The organism is Rhodomicrobium lacus (genome assembly GCF_003992725.1).
In the GTDB taxonomy this organism is placed as follows: domain Bacteria; phylum Pseudomonadota; class Alphaproteobacteria; order Rhizobiales; family Rhodomicrobiaceae; genus Rhodomicrobium; species Rhodomicrobium lacus.
This window is the reverse complement of the sequence record NZ_RZNF01000012.1, coordinates 849,812-869,536: the sequence shown is the minus strand read 5'-3', so window position 1 is coordinate 869,536 and position 19,725 is coordinate 849,812. Positions and strand designations below refer to the sequence as shown.

Below are 19,725 nucleotides of genomic sequence, written 5' to 3'. Positions count from 1 at the left end.
ATGCGGCGGGTCTGATACACCCGTTCCCCGCATCAATATAGGGCATAATGCCCTATGTGTCAATCATCCTTTTTAAGGAGCACGCCGTTTATTTCGCGAGCTTCACGGCTGCGCAGGAGTGTCTCTAGCAGCGCGATGGCCGGTCCCGGCACATCCTGACTGCCGTCTTCCCATCGGCGGATTGTCCGCCCGGCCGACGCGCCTTTCAGCCGCATCAGCGCGGCCATCTCGGCGCAGCTCATCCAGGCATTCCGGCTGCCGACCATCGCGAGTGAGCGTCGGGCGGCCTTTAGTTCTTCGGGCGTCATGTTGTCCTTCTCACAGCGGGGTTTCGATGATCGTCCACGCCAGCGAGCGCGTCAGATCGCCCAGCGCCGCCATCTCTTCGCGGGGCATAATCTCTGTCTGCGCGGAAAGAGCTGTCGCCAGCCATGGCACGGTTGACGGCCGGCGGCTCAAAGGATGGGCGGCATCGCCGGACGCTCGCTGCGCGACACAAGCCAAATCCCATGCGTCACGCGATGTAGCCTCAAGCCAGCACACCATACACCGCGCGACCTGTGTTTCATGGGCGCGTCGCTCCCAGAACAAGATAAATCCGGCACTCCCGTTGATAGGGCGAGAGGTGCGGGAATCTATGGGCCGCAAAATGTCGACCAGTAGTCTGGTCGCAGGAACTGCACCCTGCCCAAGATCGACGAGCGGCTGCAACTGCATGAGCACGTCGTCGCGTACAGTGCCACGATCAAAGGTGGCAGCGTGCCCGGTCAGCAGAGTGATGTGGGTAAGGGTGCACAAGGCCGCCTCCATTAATAGCGTCGTTGACCTGCCATCCGCTTGCCGGGGTTGAGCGCGTCCCAGATCAGATCTCCCCACCCTCCAACGAGCCCGTGAATACCGTAGGAAGGATGCCATCCGACCTCATACCAATCGTCGGTACGCCAAAGGACGGCCCACTCGAACTCGATAACGCGCGGCACGCCGTAGGCGATAGATGGATCACAGCTAATCCAGAGTGGCGCGCGGCGCGAATAGTAGGCGGCACCATGGGACGAGGTGTCATGCACAGGCCAATCGTAGTAGGTCGCTGAGACGAGTGACGGACCGAGAAAGCCGAACAGTTTGCGCGCCTGCATGCGCTCATTAAGCGCCTCAATGGCGGCGATGGCGGTATCGCCCGCGCCGTCTGGTTCTTGTGCGCTTTCGTAAGGGCAGCCTCCCGGCTGCCCCGCGATTGAAATGCTGCCACTCACTTGAGCGTTTCCTTGTAAGCCGCCTCAGTTAGTGTGCGGCCATTCGCGTCCTTGTTATCGATCCAATACGACGCTGACGTTTTGGCGAAGAACGCTTGGAGTGCGCGGGCGCGTTGCTCAGCGTAAGCTTCAAGCTTGGCTTCCGGAACCTTGGCGGCGACGGCATCCATCCATTTGACGGCCTCGCCCACCTTCTCGGCGCGGATTTTGCGCGCCCATGCAACCTGTTTGTCGGAGCCCGCGAGCGCGGGCAGGGCGTACTCACTCTCAACGGCCTCGGCGGCGCGTTGCGCGTTCGCGGCCGCGCAAGCGGGGCAGATACCTGATTTGCCCGCCCATGCGATATAGGATTGGCGCTCGTCGTGCTTGCCGTAAAGCTGCTTGTCGGCGGTGTGACCACAAGAATATGCGATTGAGTAGTTAGCCATTGTCTTGATCCCTTTCTGGGCGGGCACTATTGCCCTGCTGACAAAACCAACATAGGGCATATTGCCCTATGTGTCAACAACAAATAGCAGCGTAAAACAAAAAAAGCGGGGCAACGCGCCCCGCCCGAATTGTGTTTTTCAAACACAATTAAATCGCCGCGCGGGCCTCGATCGGCGCGGACGCTGTGCGCAGGCTCAGACCGCGCACCACGAAGCCCGAGTTGCGGCGCTCGACCGCGCCCGTCAGCTCCGCGAGGATCGAGCGAATCTGCGCCGCGTCCACGCTGTCGGCCATCCGGCCCGCCCAGCGCTTGTAGGCCTTCAGCGCCTCGCCGCCCCGCATCTCCCCGCCGGCAACCGTCGCCTCACCGAGCCACGCTTTGACAGAGTGGCGATGCGCGTCGAGCGTGACGACGTTCGCGGGCAGCGGCTCTTTCGTGCCGCCGGTGGGAGCGGGCGCGCCGCGCTCGCGCCTGGCCTTGGGCGCAGCCGCCTTGCGCATCGCGAGCGCTCCACCGATGAGGCTCGCCGCATAGCCCGCCATCAGCGCCAGAGCCTGCGTGACGGTGATCGACAGCCCGGCGAGGATGACGGAAATCCACCGCGCCACGGACGACGCGTCCGCGCCGACGTGGGCCGCGATCACGGTCGCGAGCATCGACGCCTCGGCCGGGCCCGCTTCCGCTTTTCCCTCCGCCAGCGCGAGCGTGGCTTCCGCCTTGTCGCGGGCTTTCGCGTCGGACAGGCGCTGCGTGAGCGTGCGCTCGGATGCCTGCGCGGTGTCGCAGGCCGTGCCGGAGTAGCGGCACGCCGCCTTGCGCACCTTCGCGGCGTCGGCGAGGAGGCGCGTCAGCTCCTCGGCCTGGCCGCGTTCGGCGATCGCGGCCAGCGTTTCGCGCGCGCGCTTGGCGTCGGCCTGGGCGGCGGCATAGCGGGCCTGCGCGCCCTCGGCGGTGAGGATCGCCGCGCCCTGTTTAGCGGTGTAGGCATTCGCGGCGGCCCACACGGTGAGCACGACGCAGAGCGCGGTTGCGAGTTTCAGGTGGCGTGACCATCCGAGCGCGCTCGCGGCGGTCGGGATCGCGACGAGGCCGACGGCCGCGAGGCCCATGATCGCAGCGAGTTCGGTGGAGTAGGTTGCGCCATATTCGATGTTGTTTGCGAGATCGATGGCCGTGGCGGCGCCCGCCATCGCGAACAGGACGGCTCCGGTGCCCAGTTGCACGCGCCATCCGGGTGTTGTAGTGTGCATTGCTCTCTCCTTACCAGAGGGTTCCGCCGCGCCGGGGTGCCAGCCCCGAGCGCGGCTTTTGTTTGCGCCCTGTAAAATAACGAAAAAACAGTATTCGTAAAGTGAAAAACTTAATTATCGATGTAAAAACAAAAAAAGCGCAGTTTTGACCGCGCTTTTGCTTCGCAATAATGCAGGTATATTCAAGATACTAAAAAACATCCGTGGCCGCTCCCGCGAGCGGGGCAGACTTCGTGATAGCCGCGGTGGATGTTTTCGGTGCCGTATTCGCCGCCATAATACACCTGATGGTGCACATACGTTGTCGAGCACGACAGGATGTCGTGTCCGTAATGTGAGACGCGCCCCTCGCCATCGTAATATTCCTCGCGGCGTTTGGTGACGAACTGCCCCAAAAAGCAGCGAGCCTGCGCGGTCGGATAGTTCCCCCCGCTAGATCCCCCGCCGTACCCACCGCCGTCATAATGGCTGGGCGGAGCGGGCGGGGATGGAGGCGCAGGCGGCTGTTGGCGGAAGAGAGTCAACGAGCGACGCTGACCGTCCGGCACGCGCTCAGCGCGCGCTACCTGCTCGGGGGCAGCCGGCTGAACCGCCGGTAACTGCACCGGAAACTGGGAGGCGATAGCGCCGTCTGTGGAAATATGGGTCGGAGCCGGCATGCTCCATCCGCCTGACGGGACAAGGTCCCGGCCTGTAGTTTGCGGGGACGGCAACGCTGCCTTTTTTGATTTTTTCCAGAACATGGCTTTGCTCTCTAAATGATTTTCCAGTTTTTCCGCCCGTATTTCAGGAAGCACCGTCCAGGCGCCTCCTCGCGCAGCGCTGGACAGATTTCCTCGTACGGCCTGTGCTCGGCGATCTCGAAACTGTAGGGATCGTAGATCACCTCTCCGCGCGCATTGCGCGTCGGGGCTCCAAAAGTCTGGCGACACGTCAGCCGCTCCACGCCGTCCGTATCCGTCTGGGCGACGACTCGCCAGCCGAGACAACATTTCTCGCCAAGCCCGACGACATGGCCGCCGTATCCGTGCGGCGCGCGAGGCGGCGCGGGCGGAGGAGGGTATATTGGCGGGGTGGCCGGGTGCGGTTGGGGCAGGTGAGTGCCCCGTCCAGCCACGGCTGGCAACGATGCGCCGACGCGCTCGACGCGCACCGGCTGCGGTTCGGGCGTGGGTACCGTGGCGGGCGGTTTGCCGCTGTACGGCACGAGCGCGCCGGTGGCGGATGATGGCGGCGCGCTCGTGCCGCGCCGCTTGGTTTTGCTGAACCAGCTCATTTCTCACCCCACCACCCAGCTCGTGTGTCGATGCGGCCATATAGGTCGCGCGACGCGGGATCGACGGTCCACGCGACCGTGATCGCAACGAGGATCGCGGCGACGACGCCGATCTCGGCGATGATGCCGCGCATCTGGTGTGGCGCGTGACGGGCTACGGTCGCCAACAACAGCGGGGCGCAGCCGACCATGAATCCCATGGCTCCGCCGATGGCGGCGCCGAGGTCGCCGCGCCGATCGGGCGCGAGATACGCTCCGAGCGCGGTCGACGCGGCGATGATTGCGTAATGAATCATCGCGCCACCCTCACGACCTGCGCGACCGAGTGGCCCGTTTCCGGGTCCGCAATATTCAGCGCCTGCTGAGCGGGGATGACGCCGTTGTGTTCGGTGTAGGCCGCGAACTCGCGCAGCAGCCGCGCGAGTTCTGCCCGCTGGTCTCGCCGCCAGTGCCTGTTCTGATCCGTGATGGTGAGTTCGAGTTTGAGCGCGGGCGCTCGGCTCCCAAAAAAACCCATGGCTCTCTCCGTTGCAAGCGCGCAACTTTTGCGCGGCGCACGACATTTTGCCTTGCGCTTGTATTGCAATTGTATATACAAACGTTATACAAACGTCAACGACGGGATTGCAGGGAGCGCGCGGATCTGAAAAAACGACCGCATGGCAAAAGAAGTGTCGATACTCATTCGCTGCAGCGCCGAAGACAAAGAGACCCTGAAAGCCGTCGCCGCGCGGAAAGGGCTCACGCTGTCGGCCTATATGCTGTCGCTCGCTATCGAGAACGCAGAGTCCTACCTGCGCGAGCGTGGCATCCCGCGTGTCTCCTCCGTTGACGTGACCGTCGACGAGGGGACACCGCCTGATGGCGACAAGAAATAACACTCGATTAAAGGCAGTCGCGGCCGGGGTGAGCGCGCTCGCGCTTGCCGCCGGTGCTGTGTGGGCTGTTGATCTCACGCCGCTCGCCGACCTCGAAACGCGCCACGCGTCGCTGCTCGCGCAGCTCGGCGGCGGGGTTTCGCTGCCGCGCGAGATCGAGGCGGCTATCGCTCGCGCGCAGCGGGCCTGCTCGGCGGGGATCGATGCGGCCTGCGCCGAGCGCGAGCGGTTATCCGACGAGCTGGCCGCGACGCGGGAGGCGTTGCGGCTGGAATATCGCATTGAAAAACAGAAGAGATTCAAGCGTTCACAATCTGCAGACGATGGCGCAGGCCTTCTTTTGCTCGCGCTTATCGCGGGCACGGGAGCTGCCGTGTTCTGCGGTGGACTAGTTTGGCGGCGTGCGGTTCGGCCTAGTCCACATGCTGCGCCAATCCAGCCGCCCCCGCGCGGGCATTATCAGCTTGCGCCATCGGTGCCCCCGATGGCGCCGCCCGTATCGCCGTTCGTCGCGGCAGCATCGGTGCGAGCCGAGGCGCGCGAATGGGTGTGGCCCGGCATCGTCGCACGCGGGGACGTGACCCTGCTCGGCGGCGCGCCGAAAATGGGCAAATCGCAAATCGCATTGTTCGCCGCGGCCACGCTATCGCGCGGCGACGCATGGCCGGGCGGCGAGCGGGCGCGGCGCGGATCGGCGCTCATCTGTGAACTGGAGGACGATGTTGCGCAGGATGTGCAGCCTCGCCTGGAGGCGCTGGGCGCGGACATGAGCCGCATCGCCTTCGGCGGTCCGCTCGACCTGTCGCGCGAGATCGGCAAGCTCGAAGCGCATGCGCGCGCGGTCGGCGATCTCCGCCTTGTGGTGCTGTCGCCCTTCATTTCGTTTTTCGGGCCGTCGAGCACGGATGAGGTGACGGTGCGCGCGCGCCTGGCGCCGCTCCTCGAATGGGGCCGCGAGCGGCGTGTGGCCGTGGTAGGCGTCACACACGTGACCGGCAAGAGCGGCGCGGGCGATGCGTTCTCGGGCTCCGAAGCCTATCGCCGGGCGGCGAGGGCGGCGTGGAAAGTTGTGCTCGACCCGGCCGACCCGGAACCAAACCCGAAGCGCAAGCGGCGGCTCCTGATCGCGGTCGGCGTCAACAATGCGGCTGACGACGCGCAGCTCGCCTACCGCATCGAGGGCGTGACGCTGCCGAGCGGCATCGAGACGAGCCGTGTGCGGTTCGAGCCTGTCGACGCTGGCGAACCGGTTGCCGATTATTTCCCGCGCGGGATGTACGAGGGGCAACCGCCCACGCCGCGCCCCGTTCGCCGCGCGGCCTCGGAAACGCTCACGAGCGCGGCGGATTGGCTGCGAGGTATGCTCGCCGAGGGGCCGAAGCTCGCCACCGATCTCAAAGTCGCGGCGGCCGCGGCGGGCATAAGCGTCGGCACGCTCTACACCGCCGCGCGACAGCTCGGTGTACAAATGGATAGCGACGGCGACGTGACCGCGCCGAAAACATGGCGCCTGCCAGCGTCAGCGTGAGCACCAATCCGGTTTGGTTCGGCCATCATAGGGCAGCGCGAGGCCCTCGGCTGCCAGCGTCGCGCCAACGTCAACACCGCGCACACGCAGCCGCGCGAGCGTCCGCCCGTATTTTTCGCGGCGTTTGTGCGTCTCGATCGTGGCCGAAGGGTCGGCTACGAGTTGCGCGAGCCGCGCCTTTGCCAGCATTGCCAGCGTCCGCTCCGCATCGCACCTCGCACGCCGGATCTCTGGAGCATCGATACCGATGAGCCGATAGGTCACGCCATCGTAGCGCAGCGTGTCGCCGTCGATGACAGTGATGCGGGCGGGCAGGTCGGAGCCCACCAGAAGCCCCACCAAGCAGAGAGCGATTCCGCCTTTCACCGCCATTTCATGGGCATTTCATGGGCGAAGCGATCATTTGTGTGCGAGCATCTGCGGTAATGCCTTGAAAAAATTGGCGATCCCGGGAGGGCTCGAACCTCCAACCCCCTGCTTAGAAGGCAGGTGCTCTATCCTGTTGAGCTACGGGACCGGCGCCGCAACACTACCTTTGCTCGCGTTTCCTGTAAATCGCCGGATTGGGGCGGCTTTGCAAAAGATACCGGGCCGGTAAGCCGGCCTGCACGGCAAACGGCGAGCGGACGTCGAGGCGGCGCGCCTTCAGTCGAGCGGCCTGAAGCCGCGTGCCATTTTTCTGAATTCCGGCAAGTATTCTCCGCGCGCATCCTCAGGCGCGAGACCGAGCAGCCGGAAATATCCGCCCTTCTTGGCCGCGACGATGACCTGAAACAGGAGCGTGGGCCGCCCCGTGCCGCCATCCGTCCCTCGCCCGATTGCTTCGACCGCATCGAGCCCGTCGATCTTTGCTCGGCTCGTCTCAAGGAGTTGCTTGTCGCGAAACTGTTCGATGCCGTCGAAGGCGCGCCGCGCGAACTCGCCGAGGTCTGTAACAGGGACACCCGCCAAAGACGGCGCCACGAGGAAAAGCGGCTGCGGCTCGCGACCTTTGCCACCGTTCGCCATCGCCGCCGCGCTGAGACGGTATCCTTTGGTGGTCCCGAGCAGCGAGAGGTCTTCCACGAACGGTCCGCTATATGACATCGAGAAGAGCGGCTTCGCTTCCGCAGTCGCGGGACGGATCGTCGCCGACGCGAGAATCGTCTCGATCCGGGCCTCTGTGACAGCGCCCGAGGAGAGCACCGCGACCGGAATGTTTGCCGTCACCATGCCCGTCGCGCCGGCTTCGCGAAAAATGAGAATATACTTCGCATAATCGCGGACCGGCGTCGTTTGCTCGCCGCGAAAATAGATGTAGTCGCCGCCCCGCGAAGGCAGCAGATGCCGTGATATGGCGCCGACGCCCTCTGCCTTGAGGCGTTCGGCTGCATTGCCGAGTTTGCCGAACTGCTCAAACGCCACGAGCGGCAAATCGATGAGAACGAATGAAGCGCCGCTCGCTTCATGGACGAACCCCGCAAAGCGGTCGGACGGCACGAACGTCTCATCCACCGCCAGCGCGATCCGGCTGCCGGGTGCCTGACGCAGAATGCTCCGGCCGTAGCTTCGCGAACGGAAGCTGCAAACCGCGATCGAAAGCGCGACGGCGGCGCAAATCCAAAAGATCCAGTAATGCCGAGGGAGGCTTTCGGCCAGTTCCTGCCAAACTCCTGTCATCTCTTAAACCGCGCGAGGGCCAAAGGGACGTTTGCTGCTTTCGACAAAGGTAGCTTCCCGTCAAAAGGTTCGGCTGCGCAACATTTTTCACGGATCGGGCTTACGCTTCGGATGCCACCCGACCGAGAAGGCGCTCCACGAGATCCGGAAGCTCCGAAAAGCTCTCAAGCACCGCGTCGGCGCCAAGTTCTTCCGCCGGCAACGCCGCATAGCCGAAACGGACGGCAATCGCGGCAATGCCCGCGCCGCGCGCGGCGGCCACATCGGCTTCGCTGTCCCCGATCATCGCCGCGAATGGCAGCCGCCCTCCGACCGCCGCGACAAGGTGGGTGACATGGCGGGGGTCCGGCTTGTGAAAATCGAAGGTATCGCGCCCCGCCAATGCGTCGAAAAGCGAGGCTATGCCGAGTTCTGAAAGAAGCCGCCTCATGAGCCTCTCGGTCTTGTTCGTACAGAGCGCGAGCTTCGCGCCACGGTGACGAAGCGTCCGTGCGGCGTCGAGGAAGCCGGGGAAGAGCGTCGTCTGAACCGCAATGCGTTGCTCGTAAAACTCGACGAGTTGGTGCGTCAGATCCGACAATGCAGCTTCACTGGCTGTTTCGCCCGTTTCGGCGAGAGCCGCCTGCAGCATGGCTTTCGCGCCGTATCCGACGCCTTTCCGGATGGAAGCCGCGGACGCTCGGGAAAAGCCTTGCGCCGCAAGGGCGGCATTGGCGGCCTCGATCAGATCGCCCGCCGTGTCGGCGATCGTTCCATCCAGATCGAAAACGAGTGTCGCGTTGCGAATGAGGCCCTCCGTTGCGAAACGGCAGCGTACTGCTGCGCGACGGTAACGCCACGATGAGGGCAAATCCACGCCGCAACCCGCATTTTGCATCGAGCTGAAGGCTATAGTGGCCGAAGCGCCACTCTGTTTTGCGGAAAAAATGTTTTAACGAAGCGGCGCGAAAGGCCGCTCTTGCTAACCCCATCTTTCGCAACCTATAGTTGACTAACGGTAAAATTGTCCAGCCATTCTTGAGTAGCAGTTCCCTATCTGGCGAGGTTTGAGTGAAATGAATGCGCGCCGAAAACAACTTTATCTCGCACACGTCATGGCCGAAGACAGCATCGGGGAAACCGATGCTGTGTATGATGACGATGTGATCGAGATGACGCCTGCCGAAGCGGCGGAATATATCGCCTCTCTCCTGTCGTCCCTGCGCGTTGTCGCAGCGAAGTCGCAGTTCCGGCTGCTGGCGGACCTTATCTCCGTCGCGGAAGAAGAGGCGCGCTTTCATTGTCAGGTCTGAGTGTCCGTTCGACCGACGGAACCGTTTGAACGCCGTCGAGAGCGAAAACAAAAATGCGCGTCGCGGTATTTCAAGCCCGCAGAACGATGTGGCTTGAGCCGCGTCGTTCAAGGCGCCCTGCCAGGTCGAGGGAAACGATTGCGGCGTGAACTTCGCGGGTTTGCTTTCCCGTCATGCGGCAGAGATCGTCTATGGCGATGGGGGAGAGACTGAGCAACTGAAGAACGCTTGCGATGGTCTCGTCCAGAGACGTAAGCCCGTCGCCCACCCTGTTCGAGTCGGCGGGAGGGCTGTGGATCGCCGCAATTTCCGGGTCGATCCCGGGGGTGGATGCGCCGATATGGAAGCGGGCCCAGTCGCCAAGCCGGTCCTTCAGCGCCGCGACGATGTCTTCGGCGGAGGTGGTCAGCACCGCTCCTTCCTTGATGAGCCGGTTCGTTCCGGCCGCGCGCGTATCGAGCGGGTGACCGGGCACTGCGAACACCTCGCGGCCCTGCTCCCCCGCGAGACGCGCCGTGATCAGCGAACCTGAGCGCTCGGCGGCCTCGACGACCAGCACGCCGAGGCTGGCGCCAGAGATGATGCGGTTGCGTCTCGGGAAATCCTGCGCGCGGGCGACGAAACCCGGAGGACATTCCCCCACAAGCAGACCGTTCCTCGCGATGTCGGCGGCAAGTCCCGCATGCCCTGGAGGGTAGATGCGATCGAGGCCTCCCGGCAGGACCGCGCAAGTGCCGAAAGGCAACGCGCCGCGATGCGCCGCCCCGTCGATGCCGCGCGCCAGTCCAGACACCACGAGCACACCGAGGCGGGAAAGCTCGGCGCTGATTTCGGCTGTGAATTTCAGTCCCGCGCCGGACGCGTTGCGCGAGCCGACGATGCCGAAGGCTGGCCTTTGCCAGATGCGCGGGTCGCCCCTGACATAAAGGAGAGGCGGCGGCGCTTCGATTTCCGCGAGCAGCGGAGGATAGCCCGCTTCGCCGACCGCGATGAGCGTCAATCCCGCAGCTTGCGCGCTCTCCAGCTCGGCCTCGGCTGCCGCGATCGAGGGCACGCTTTTCGGCGAGACGCGACTCCCATGCCTTGCGAATTCCGGCAGCGCGTCGATGGCCGAGGTCGCCGATCCGAAATGCGCGATGAGCTGCCAGAAGGTGACCGTGCCGATATGTGGCGTGCGAATGAGGCGGAGGCGATCGCGTTTTTCGCGGTGCGTCGGCGCGCGGTGCGAGTTGCCTGCATGGGACGGCTCCGGCGAACGGTCGAAGTCGGCCTCGGGTTCTCGCAGACCCGTCGGGGCGGCAATTGGCACTTCGGGAAAGCCGGTGTCCCCGTCCTGAAGCGTTGGCGCAGCTTCCATGACGCGGCGCTTCCGGCGAGACCCGGGTGGCGGTTCGCTGTCGGCCGCCGCGCCGTAAGATCCGGAAGCCGAAGTTCCGGCGGCACTCACATCTGCGGCGGCATCGTCGGATTGTCCCGCCGCTCCCGATGTCGAAGGCGCGGGCCTTTCGATGGGCTGGTCTTCAGGCGCCTTTCGCTGGCGCGGCTTTCTGGCCGATTTTTGATTCATGGCCGTCAATCAGTTTACGGATATTCTGATGATGGCGTTGAATGAGAACCGCTGAAAGTGCAAGCAGAAAGATAAAAAGCGGCACCGATGTCATCGCCAGCACGAAAAACGGCGTCGCAGCCGCTGCGACAAGGGCGGAAAGCGAAGAGTAGCGTGTCACAAGCGCGATGACGAGCCACAGCCCGCAGAAGAACGCGCCCGCCGGCCAATATAGCGCGGTGATCGCACCGATATAGGTTGCGACGCCCTTGCCCCCCTTGAAGCCGAGCCACACGGGGAACAGATGGCCGAGGAATGCGCCGAGCGCGACGGCCATCGCCGCCTCCATGCCGAGATACTGGCGCGCGATAAGAACCGGCACGAAGCCTTTCGCCGCATCGAAAAACAGCGTCGCCGCCGCGAGGCTCTTCTTGCCCGTGCGCAGCACGTTGGTCGCGCCGATGTTGCCGGAGCCTATCTTGCGGATATCGCCCAGCCCCGCCATGCGGCTGAACAAATAGCCGAACGGGATCGAGCCGCACAGATAGCCGGCGAGGAGCGCCGCGCCCCAGACAATCCAGATGTTCGCGCCGAGAAATACGGCAAACCACAGATCTTTTTCGTTCAGAGCCATCGCTCTTTCCGGTCCTTTCGTTCCGCGTCCGCGGGAATGGTCGATTTACGGTGCGTTCTGCGCGAGCCAGATGAATAAGGGAAGCGTCGCTATCGACGCAATGCTCTGCACGGTCACGATCTGCGCCATCAGCGGCGCGTCGCCGCCCATGATGCGCGCGGTCGTGTAGGCGGAAGCGGCTGTTGGCACCGCTGCGCCGATCACGGCGGCAGTGCGCGCGATGCCCGAAAGCCCCGCGATCCAGGACAGCCCGAACACGAGCAGCGGCATGACGACCAATCGAAGCACCGCGCTCGCCGCTACGAGGTTCATCGCCGCCCGCGCCGCGCCCATGTTGAAGCCCGCGCCGACCGAAAGCAGCGTCAAGCCGATGGATGCGGAGCCGAGAAGCGACAGCGTCTGAAACGCGAAGTCAGGCGCGCCTGTCACATTAAGGATCAGACCGGCGACGCAGGCCAGAAACAGCGGGTTCAGCGCCACGCGACGCACGGCTTGCCCTACGCTCATTTCAGCCGCGCCTTCGCCGAACACCGACAGAGCGAGCACCGAATATAGCTGCACCGTCGGAATGACGGATGCCACGGTGAGCGCTGCGAAGGTTAGCCCGCGTTCGCCGAACAGTGCCGACGCAACGGCGACCGAAACAATGCTCTGGAAGCGGATCGTGCCTTGCATGAAGCTTGTGAAGGCTGGGCCGGAGATCGGCCGGCCGAAGGAGAGCCAACCCGCGAGCAAGGCCCCCGCCATGATCGTCACCGACGCGATCGACACGAAAACGTAGTCGGCGGCGGGCACGTTGTGCAGGTCGGCGCGCATCAGCGTTTTCACGAGGAGCGCGGGAAAAAGCACATAAAACACAAGGGTGTCGAGCGCGCGCCACAAGGCTTCGCCGCCAAAGCGCGTCTGCGCGAGGCCGTAACCCAGCGCCGTGATGAGAAACAGCGGCGCGAGCGCTTCGAGGATCGCGGTCATGCGTAGTTCACGCGGTCGAGAGCGCCTTGCAGGATGTAGGCGGCGGCCATCTTGTCGATGACCTCGGCGCGGCGCTTGCGGCTCGCGTCCGCTTCGAAGAGCGCGCGCTCGGCGGCGGCGGTGGACAAACGCTCGTCCCAGAACGCCATCGGCATATCCGTGAGCGCGCCGAGGCTTCGCACGAAAGCGCGGGTGGACTGTGCGCGCGGGCCTTCCGTGCCGTCGAGGTTCACCGGCAGGCCCACGACGAGGCCACCCACGCCTTGCGCCTTGCAGTGTTCCAGCAGTTTCACCGCGTCGGCCGTGAATTTCGTGCGGCGGATGGTGTCGAACGGCGACGCGATCTGGCGCATCACGTCCGAAAGCGCAAGCCCCACGGTCTTGGTGCCGACATCGAGGCCCATCAGCCGCTCGTCGCGTTTGAGCCTCAAGACAAGGTCGGAAAGCGGCACGAGTTCGGAGGGCACGAAAGTCACCTGCGGGAGTTTTTTACAAATTGCGGGCGCGCCGCATTTTCATATAGTGCGGGCACCGCTTTTACTCGTCGCTCATCTTCGGGAGATTTGCAATGAAGCTGACATGGTTCGGGCACTCCGCCGTTCGCGCGGAAAACGGCAGTCACGTCATCCTGATCGACCCGTTCCTGACGGGTAATCCGAAATTCACGGGCTCCGTGGACGAGGCGGGGGCGGGCGCGACGCATGTGGTGCTGACGCACGGCCATGACGACCACGTGGGCGACGCGGTGGCGATCTGCAAGAAGACCGGCGCGACGCTCGTCGCCGTGTACGAGCTGGCGATGCATCTCGCGGCGCAGGGCGTGGAGAAGGTGGAAGTCGGCAATCCCGGCGGCGCCATCGATCTCGGGGGCGGCGTGTCGGTGAGCTTCGTGAACGCGTTTCATTCGTCGTCGACCAGCGTGAACGGCCAGGCCGTCTATCTCGGCAATCCCACGGGCGTTGTGATCGAGGGCCTCGGCAAGACGATCTACCATGCGGGCGACACCGGCATTTTCGGCGACATGGCGCTGATCGACGCGCTTTACTCCCCGAAGGTTGGTTTCCTGCCCATCGGCGACCGCTTCACCATGGGCGCGAAGCAGGCGGCGTTCGCGGCGCGCAAGTTCTTCCACTTCGACGTGGTGGTGCCGATCCACTACGGCACGTTCCCGATCATCGATCAGACGCCGGACGAGTTCATCGCGCTGGCGACGGGGCAGAATGTGGTGGTGCCGGAAGTTGGCGTGGCGTTTGAGGTTTAGGGGGGACGCTTGCGGCTTTATTTATCCTCTTGCAACCTGCCGCCTCCGCGCTTTGGGGCAGCCTTATAAACGGCGTCGCGATTCCGCTTTCCGACCGCGACGACGACAACCAGAACCTGCTCGTCGCGAACCTCATAAACGAGGCGATAGCCTGCGCTGCGAAGCTTGATCTTGTAGCGATCCGGCGAACCGGAGAGCTTGACCGATGGCACGCGCGAGCTTTCCAGCCGTTCTTTCAGCTTGGCCTTGAAATGCTCCCGCGTCTGCGCGTCGAGTTTCTTCCATTCCTTGAGAGCGCTTTCAAGGAAGGCCAGCCTATAGGTCATCGAGCGTGACCGGAATGGCCCTTTCGCCCTTCCTTGCGGCCGCGATGGCGTTCAATTCCAGATCTTCGAGGCGCTCCATAAGGCGCTCGAACGTCTTCGCCGGAACGCAGTAAAAGGCCGGTTCGTTTCGGTTCAGGATCGCCACGGGCTCGCCACCACGTCGCCGGGTGCGAGTGTCGGCACGAGGAACTGGGTGACGTAGGCGGTGAAGCTCTCGCCGTTGATCGGTCCGTCGAGCACCGAGGGCGCATCGATCCGGTTGCGGCGGCGTGCGGCGAGGAAGGTGAGCGTGCGCCATTTGCCGAACGGGGTATAGGCGATCAGCGGCTTGCCGCGCGGTGCCCAGCCCCGGATCGGCGTCATGTTGGTCTTCGCCCAGGTTTCGTCGATGAAGACGAGCCGTCTTGGATCAAGCCGTCCCTGATACTTCTTCCACTGCGCGCGCCGTCTTGCGATGGCCGGTCGCGCTTGCTCCTCGGCGAACAGGCTTTTGTTTGAAGCTCATGCCTTCCGAGCGCACCAGTCGCCACACCGACACCGGGCAGGTCGCAATGCCATGCTCGGCCAGCTCGGCGACCAGCGCTTTCAGCGTCAGGTCAGGCACTGCCCTCAGCCGCTCGATCACCAGCGCCCGATGCGGCTCAAGCAACCACTTCCGGTGCCCGCCCATCGGTCGCGCCGCCGCACTCCCCGTTGCCCGCTGACGCTGCGACCACTTCACTACACTTGCCACGCTCACGTCGAAAAGCGCCGCCACCTCCCGGCAACTCCGCCCCGACGCCACTACCCGCTCACGCAAATCGTTCGAATACGGTCTCGCCATCCATGCCGACCTCCAAACCAGCCAGCTGGTTGAATCAGATAATGACCAGCGCGTGAATCCCCAATCGATTCAATCAATCAGAAATCGACTCTAAAGCCGCCGTCGAGACCGGCCGAGCTACCTTTGCGGCTGTCCGCGCGGGCACGGGGGCGTCGGATGCTGCTGTCCAAAGGGCGTCGACTAAGAACCCGCGTTTCGTCCGGCATGACGCTCCGCCATGTATCTGCCCGGAGACGTGCCGAGCGTCTTGCGGAACATGGTGACGAAACTCGGCACGCTTTCATAACCCAGATCGGCGGCAACCTGCTGGATCGAGGCGCCATCGGCCAGCCACTGCACCGCGAGCATGACGCCGAGCTGCTGGCGCCAGCGCCCGAAGCTCATCCCCGTCTCGCGGCTGATCAGCCGCCCAAGCGTCCGCTCGCTCAGGCCGGCGCGCTCTGCCCACTCCTCCAGCGAACAACGTTCGGAGGGCGCTGCCATCATGAGGTCCGCCAAAGCGCGCAGCCGCGGATCGACCGGCATCGGCAAATGCAGATCCTCGATTTCGGCGGCTGCGATCTCGTCGAGCAACACCGCGATCAGACGCGAATTCGCTCCGTCCTGGTCGTACAGCAACGGCAGGCGGGCGGCGCGAAACAGCAATTCGCGCAGCAGAGGCGTCACCGAGACGGTGCAGCAGCGTTGCGGCAGGCCGGCGTCGAAGCCGGCCGCGACGAACGCACTATAACCTTCGAGCGTGCCCGTCGCCTTGATGGCGTGCAGCGCGCCGCCCGGTATCCAGACGGCGCTGCGCGGCGGGACGATCCACAGTCCGCCCTCGACCCGGCAGCTGAGCGCGCCGCGCTGCACCAGCATGATCTGCCCCTTGGCATGACGGTGCAGGTCGAGCTCGATGGTACCGATCTTGTTCGACGCCATGCCATAGGTGACGACCGGGCGCGCGACCTCGTCGGGCTCGATCCAGTCGGACGCAACGGAGCTGTCTGTGAGAATGGGCATCGTTCGAGCTACCATACCGTTTGGCGTAAATGGATAATAATTTGTCTGAGCTTCGTAATGACGTCAATGCGACCTCCCTTTACTCTCACGGAAAGTCGAGGCCGAAACGGTCTCGGCATCACCGAAAGGGAGTTTCATGACATTGCTGAGCAGCAAGCGCGTCGCGGAGACGCTCGACAAACTCCACGCAGAAGCCGACGCGGCGGATCGTGACATGATGACCAAGCTGATGGCGCAGCTCGAGGCGTCCGGTGAAACGCTGCAGGATGCGGCCGCCAGGTTTGTCGACGAGGAACGGTTGAACTATCGAACGACATATCGCGGTCACGCCGATCATTTCCTGGCGATTTCTCCGGCCTATGGCCGCTTTCTTTACGCGATCGTGCGCGCCCGCAGGGCGACCCGGATCGTCGAGTTCGGTACGTCGATGGGAGTCTCGACCATCTACCTTGCGGCTGCGCTTCGCGACAATGGCGGCGGAAAGCTGATCGGCACCGAGCTTGAACCCACGAAAGTAACGCGGGCGCGGGCTCACCTCGAAGCGGCCGGGCTGGCCGACCTGGTGGAGATCCGCGAGGGCGATGCGCTCGACACGCTGAAGGACGTCGGCGGCGAGGTTGATGTTCTATCGATCGACGGCGCGTTTTCGCTGTACCTGCCGGTGCTCAAACTGATCGAGCCACGGTTGACGCCCGGCGCTGTGATCCTCGGGGAAAACGCCTTTGCGCAGGACTATCTCGATTACGTCCGCACTCCCGCCAATGGTTATTTCTCCCGCTCGCTCGATATCGACGAAGGCCGCGGCAATGAGTTCACCGTGCGGGTTGGGTGACGCCGGCCAGCAGAGCAACTGGCCGTCTCAGCGGACGTCTTCAGGAGGGGCCGACATGATCAATCGTTTCAAGGCATGGCTTTATCGCACACGTCCGGACCGTTCGCTTGGTCCGGCCCTGTTCATCGGTTTTCTGACGCTTCTCGCCGTTCTGATGTGGCTTGAGACGCTGAGGATCAGCACCCTTTTCTGCGAAACCGATCTTTGCTGCGCATTCTGGATCGCCGCCTCCGACGTGCGGGAGGCCGCTCATGGCTAATCCGACGCGCCGCCCCTTTTTCGCGACATCCGTTTCAGTCCACATTCTCGCTCTTTTGATACTCACAACCGCTCATGGAACCTGAATCACTGTTCGCGCAGGATGGGAATCCCTGGCCGTTCGATTAAAGTCAGAAAGACTCTAATTACCGGCCGCGTATAGGGAGCGGATTGCGCCGAGATAACGCGACGCTTTCTTGAATCTCAGAGTAACAAGCGATCTAAAGAACCTGATTATAGCGCGCCTTTTTTCTTTCCGCACATCAAATATCAAATTATACTTTTGCGATAGTATTTTTTTTGACCTTGTCTCATGTAGCGCTCTAAAATAATGCAAATTGAAGTCATTCCCAGATGACGCCTTTTTGCGATGCAGAACGATAGAGGCCGGAACATAAATGAGGCGCTTTCCATGCTTTCTCAGGCGATAGCAGAGATCGTCATCTTCGTAGTAGAGGAAAATCGCTTCATCAAAGCCGCCGATATCATTAAATATTTTTCTATTGCAAACCAATGCTGCACCATCGATGAAATCAACTTCCGTGTCGACCTTTGGCACGCACTCATCATCGATGTATTTTCTGTTTTGATCCAAAATATAGGATTTGTTTCGGAACGACTTGCTTAGGCCGCGAGTTCGGACTGCGGGACCAAAGGCAGCCGCGTCGGGATGTGCCATGATCGCCTTTTCGATCTCGAGCATGGAATTTTTCGTAATAGCCGCATCCGGATTCAGAAAATATATATACGATGTTCCCAGTATTTTTGCCGCCTGATTGCAAGCGGTGCCGAACCCCAAATTTTCGGCATTAGCAATAACCTGGTGGCCGAAATTTCTGGCTATTTCTACGGAACGATCGCGACTTGCGTTGTCGACAATCACAACCGGATACTCGGACGGTATGCTTGCCAGGCACTCACGCAAGACGCCCTCACTATTGTATGTCACTATTGCGAAGCCGATGGATATCGAATGGTCACTGACCTGCGGCTTTTCCATATGATGTATCCAGAACGTGGTTCAGAGCCTGTTCCCAAGGCTCGGGATGGTAATTGAAGACCTGTTTCAGTCGCTCGGCTGACAAACGTGAGTATTTCGGTCGAGGGGCCGGGGTCGGATACTCGACGCTCGGAATTGCACGGATCTTCGAAGCCTTCAGGGGAACGCTGCGGCGCTTCAGTCCGTCAACGATTGCAGAAGCAAACCCGTGCCAGGATGTCCATCCGGACGCGGTAAAATGAACAAGTCGCGATGCTCTCGCGAAAAGCTCAGGCAGAGCGGGCTGACCCTGCCTCACAATATGCCCGACGAAGTTCGAGATCTGCACCGATGAGGTAGGCGTGCCGAGTTGATCGCTTACCACGGCCAGTTCGGTTCTCTCGGTAGCGAGCCGAGCCATTGTCTTCAGGAAGTTCTTTCCATGGTCCGAGTACACCCACGCTGTTCTTATGATCAAACAAGGCGCTTCGGAGGAAAGAAGGAGCCTTTCGCCCTCCGCCTTCGACTTTCCATAGACAGAAAGCGGACAGACCGGGTCGGTTTCGGAATAAGGCTCTGATGCGTCGCCGTCGAAGACATAGTCCGTCGAAAAGTGAATGAGAGGCACGTTCTGTTCGGCGGCCCAGCGCCCCATCGCACCGACAGCAGTCGCGTTGACGGTCCAAGCTTGGTCCTGCTCCGTCTCCGCCCGGTCAACGGCAGTATAAGCCGCTGCGTTGATTATAAGGTCGGGCTTCGCGCTCCTGAGAAAAGCACCGATTCCTTGCGGATAGGAGAGATCGAGATCGCTTCTGGTGGCGAGGACCAGATCCGCAAAGCCCGCGAGTTCCCGAGCAAGCGCAACTCCGACCTGACCGCCAGCGCCCGTGATGAGGATGCGCATCAGTATCAGCCCTCAAATCGCGGAAGCTTCTCGATCAGGTCTCGAAGCAGTGGCGCCGCTGCGTCCTTCTCCGAAACGATCGGCTCGACGACTCCCCAATCGATGTTTATCTCGGGGTCATTCCAGCGAATGCCGACTTCGCTCGCTCGATCATAAGGCGCGTCGCACTTATAGAGAACGATGGTTTCGTCCGTTAGCGCCACAAAGCCATGGGCAAAGCCACGCGGAATCCACAGCTGCCTGTGATTGCGATCATCGAGACGCACCGACACATGGCGCCCGAATGATGGACTGCCGACGCGCACGTCGACCGCGACGTCATTTATGGCACCGCGCAGAACCGTCACAAGTTTTCCCTGCTGCACGGGATTCTGCAAATGGAGCCCCCGGATTACATCCTTGCGGGATACAGACACGTTGTCCTGCACGAAGCTTCGGGTGATCCCGGCGTCTCGATATCTGTCGGCATTGAAACTCTCAAAAAAATAGCCGCGCGGGTCCGGGAACACGGCGGGTTCGACGACCTTGACTTCCGGCAGATTTTCCTCCCAAACGCGCACGCGTTCCTCCCCCAAAGCCGCAAAAATCTATCAACAGATTTTATGAAATAACTCCAGCCCCC

The 19,725-nt window shown here is 62.6% G+C and carries 28 protein-coding genes, 1 tRNA gene and 1 pseudogene; 6 read left to right on the top strand and 24 right to left on the bottom strand.

What is annotated here, in order from left to right:
- Positions 1–59 precede the first annotated feature (59 nt).
- From EK416_RS13480 to EK416_RS13440, 9 genes are all read right to left on the bottom strand, one after another.
- A complete protein-coding gene (locus tag EK416_RS13480) occupies positions 60–308 on the bottom strand; it encodes a helix-turn-helix domain-containing protein (protein ID WP_127078321.1) in 249 nt (82 codons plus the stop codon).
- Between the two features lie 10 nt (positions 309–318).
- On the bottom strand, positions 319–798 hold the full coding sequence (locus tag EK416_RS13475; RefSeq protein WP_127078319.1) for a hypothetical protein: 480 nt from the start codon (positions 796–798) through the stop codon (positions 319–321).
- Positions 799–809: 11 nt separating this feature from the next.
- The gene (locus EK416_RS13470) at positions 810–1,253 is read right to left on the bottom strand and encodes a hypothetical protein (RefSeq protein WP_127078317.1); all 444 of its coding nucleotides are present in this window, start codon (positions 1,251–1,253) and stop codon (positions 810–812) included.
- Positions 1,250–1,741, bottom strand: a complete 492-nt coding sequence (locus EK416_RS13465; RefSeq protein ID WP_210211003.1) for a hypothetical protein — start codon at positions 1,739–1,741, stop codon at positions 1,250–1,252. The genes EK416_RS13470 and EK416_RS13465 overlap by 4 nt, the downstream gene beginning before the upstream one ends.
- 88 nt (positions 1,742–1,829) lie before the next feature.
- Entirely contained in the window at positions 1,830–2,933 is a 1,104-nt protein-coding gene (locus tag EK416_RS13460; RefSeq protein ID WP_127078315.1) for a hypothetical protein, read from the bottom strand.
- Between the two features lie 182 nt (positions 2,934–3,115).
- On the bottom strand, positions 3,116–3,592 hold the full coding sequence (locus EK416_RS13455) for a hypothetical protein (protein WP_127078313.1): 477 nt from the start codon (positions 3,590–3,592) through the stop codon (positions 3,116–3,118).
- 95 nt (positions 3,593–3,687) lie between these two features.
- A complete protein-coding gene (locus tag EK416_RS13450) occupies positions 3,688–4,209 on the bottom strand; it encodes a hypothetical protein (RefSeq protein WP_127078311.1) in 522 nt (173 codons plus the stop codon).
- The gene (locus EK416_RS13445) at positions 4,206–4,505 is read right to left on the bottom strand and encodes a hypothetical protein (protein ID WP_127078309.1); all 300 of its coding nucleotides are present in this window, start codon (positions 4,503–4,505) and stop codon (positions 4,206–4,208) included. Before EK416_RS13445 ends, EK416_RS13450 begins: the two co-directional genes overlap by 4 nt.
- A complete protein-coding gene (locus tag EK416_RS13440) occupies positions 4,502–4,726 on the bottom strand; it encodes a hypothetical protein (protein WP_127078307.1) in 225 nt (74 codons plus the stop codon). Before EK416_RS13440 ends, EK416_RS13445 begins: the two co-directional genes overlap by 4 nt.
- Before the next feature lie 142 nt (positions 4,727–4,868).
- On the opposite strand from EK416_RS13440, the gene EK416_RS13435 reads away from it, so the two are divergent.
- Positions 4,869–5,087 carry a plasmid mobilization protein gene (locus EK416_RS13435; RefSeq protein WP_127078305.1) on the top strand — a complete coding sequence of 73 codons (219 nt, stop codon included), beginning with the start codon at positions 4,869–4,871 and terminating at the stop codon, positions 5,085–5,087.
- A 28-nt stretch (positions 5,088–5,115) separates the two neighbouring features.
- Entirely contained in the window at positions 5,116–6,615 is a 1,500-nt protein-coding gene (locus EK416_RS13430; protein WP_127078303.1) for an AAA family ATPase, read from the top strand.
- Here EK416_RS13430 and EK416_RS13425 read toward each other — a convergent pair.
- From EK416_RS13425 to EK416_RS13410, 4 genes are all read right to left on the bottom strand, one after another.
- Positions 6,607–6,981, bottom strand: coding sequence for a thermonuclease family protein (locus EK416_RS13425; RefSeq protein ID WP_210211002.1), 375 nt, complete (start codon positions 6,979–6,981; stop codon positions 6,607–6,609). The two genes, EK416_RS13430 and EK416_RS13425, sit on opposite strands and share 9 nt — an antisense overlap.
- Before the next feature lie 74 nt (positions 6,982–7,055).
- Positions 7,056–7,132: transfer RNA gene (locus EK416_RS13420), tRNA-Arg, on the bottom strand.
- A 128-nt stretch (positions 7,133–7,260) separates the two neighbouring features.
- Complete coding sequence (locus EK416_RS13415; protein ID WP_127078299.1) at positions 7,261–8,274, bottom strand: hypothetical protein; 1,014 nt, start codon at positions 8,272–8,274, stop codon at positions 7,261–7,263.
- A gap of 100 nt (positions 8,275–8,374) precedes the next feature.
- The gene (locus EK416_RS13410) at positions 8,375–9,130 is read right to left on the bottom strand and encodes an HAD-IA family hydrolase (protein ID WP_164730023.1); all 756 of its coding nucleotides are present in this window, start codon (positions 9,128–9,130) and stop codon (positions 8,375–8,377) included.
- Positions 9,131–9,368: 238 nt separating this feature from the next.
- Between EK416_RS13410 and EK416_RS13405 the strand changes: the two genes are divergently transcribed.
- Positions 9,369–9,566 (top strand): hypothetical protein, encoded by a 198-nt coding sequence (locus tag EK416_RS13405; protein ID WP_127078295.1) that lies wholly within the window; start codon positions 9,369–9,371, stop codon positions 9,564–9,566.
- Positions 9,567–9,636: 70 nt separating this feature from the next.
- Here EK416_RS13405 and dprA read toward each other — a convergent pair whose 3' ends face one another.
- The 4 genes from dprA to ruvX all read right to left on the bottom strand — a co-directional run bounded on the left by dprA (position 9,637) and on the right by ruvX (position 13,185).
- Complete coding sequence (gene dprA, locus EK416_RS13400) at positions 9,637–10,923, bottom strand: DNA-processing protein DprA (protein ID WP_127078293.1); 1,287 nt, start codon at positions 10,921–10,923, stop codon at positions 9,637–9,639.
- Between the two features lie 163 nt (positions 10,924–11,086).
- Positions 11,087–11,746: a glycerol-3-phosphate 1-O-acyltransferase PlsY gene (gene plsY, locus EK416_RS13395; protein WP_245434058.1), complete on the bottom strand. Its 660-nt coding sequence runs from the start codon at positions 11,744–11,746 to the stop codon at positions 11,087–11,089.
- Between the two features lie 45 nt (positions 11,747–11,791).
- Complete coding sequence (locus tag EK416_RS13390) at positions 11,792–12,718, bottom strand: AEC family transporter (protein WP_127078291.1); 927 nt, start codon at positions 12,716–12,718, stop codon at positions 11,792–11,794.
- Positions 12,715–13,185, bottom strand: coding sequence for a Holliday junction resolvase RuvX (ruvX, locus tag EK416_RS13385; protein ID WP_127078288.1), 471 nt, complete (start codon positions 13,183–13,185; stop codon positions 12,715–12,717). Before ruvX ends, EK416_RS13390 begins: the two co-directional genes overlap by 4 nt.
- Before the next feature lie 101 nt (positions 13,186–13,286).
- Between ruvX and EK416_RS13380 the strand changes: the two genes are divergently transcribed.
- Positions 13,287–13,979, top strand: a complete 693-nt coding sequence (locus EK416_RS13380) for a metal-dependent hydrolase (RefSeq protein ID WP_127078286.1) — start codon at positions 13,287–13,289, stop codon at positions 13,977–13,979.
- Positions 13,980–13,996: 17 nt separating this feature from the next.
- On the opposite strand, the gene EK416_RS13375 is transcribed toward EK416_RS13380, so the two are convergent.
- The 4 genes and pseudogenes from EK416_RS13375 to EK416_RS13355 all read right to left on the bottom strand — a co-directional run bounded on the left by EK416_RS13375 (position 13,997) and on the right by EK416_RS13355 (position 16,130).
- Positions 13,997–14,305 carry a type II toxin-antitoxin system RelE family toxin gene (locus tag EK416_RS13375; RefSeq protein ID WP_127078284.1) on the bottom strand — a complete coding sequence of 103 codons (309 nt, stop codon included), beginning with the start codon at positions 14,303–14,305 and terminating at the stop codon, positions 13,997–13,999.
- Complete coding sequence (locus tag EK416_RS18020; RefSeq protein WP_281023884.1) at positions 14,295–14,450, bottom strand: type II toxin-antitoxin system Phd/YefM family antitoxin; 156 nt, start codon at positions 14,448–14,450, stop codon at positions 14,295–14,297. Before EK416_RS18020 ends, EK416_RS13375 begins: the two co-directional genes overlap by 11 nt.
- 8 nt (positions 14,451–14,458) lie before the next feature.
- A pseudogene (locus EK416_RS18015) lies at positions 14,459–15,128 on the bottom strand (IS630 family transposase); the annotation flags it as partial.
- A 180-nt stretch (positions 15,129–15,308) separates the two neighbouring features.
- Entirely contained in the window at positions 15,309–16,130 is an 822-nt protein-coding gene (locus EK416_RS13355) for an AraC family transcriptional regulator (protein WP_127078276.1), read from the bottom strand.
- Between the two features lie 136 nt (positions 16,131–16,266).
- Between EK416_RS13355 and EK416_RS13350 the strand changes: the two genes are divergently transcribed.
- Positions 16,267–16,962: an O-methyltransferase gene (locus EK416_RS13350; RefSeq protein WP_127078274.1), complete on the top strand. Its 696-nt coding sequence runs from the start codon at positions 16,267–16,269 to the stop codon at positions 16,960–16,962.
- Between the two features lie 55 nt (positions 16,963–17,017).
- A complete protein-coding gene (locus EK416_RS13345) occupies positions 17,018–17,221 on the top strand; it encodes a hypothetical protein (RefSeq protein ID WP_127078214.1) in 204 nt (67 codons plus the stop codon).
- A 141-nt stretch (positions 17,222–17,362) separates the two neighbouring features.
- Here the strand turns inward: EK416_RS13345 and EK416_RS13340 are convergent, their stop codons facing one another.
- Genes EK416_RS13340 through rfbC form a run of 3 tightly spaced genes read right to left on the bottom strand, consistent with a single transcriptional unit; the run spans position 17,363 to position 19,663 of the window.
- Positions 17,363–18,220, bottom strand: a complete 858-nt coding sequence (locus EK416_RS13340; protein WP_127078272.1) for a glycosyltransferase family 2 protein — start codon at positions 18,218–18,220, stop codon at positions 17,363–17,365.
- A complete protein-coding gene (gene rfbD, locus EK416_RS13335; RefSeq protein ID WP_127078270.1) occupies positions 18,198–19,103 on the bottom strand; it encodes a dTDP-4-dehydrorhamnose reductase in 906 nt (301 codons plus the stop codon). The genes EK416_RS13340 and rfbD overlap by 23 nt, the downstream gene beginning before the upstream one ends.
- A gap of 5 nt (positions 19,104–19,108) precedes the next feature.
- Complete coding sequence (gene rfbC / locus EK416_RS13330) at positions 19,109–19,663, bottom strand: dTDP-4-dehydrorhamnose 3,5-epimerase (RefSeq protein WP_127079779.1); 555 nt, start codon at positions 19,661–19,663, stop codon at positions 19,109–19,111.
- Positions 19,664–19,725: the final 62 nt, after the last annotated feature.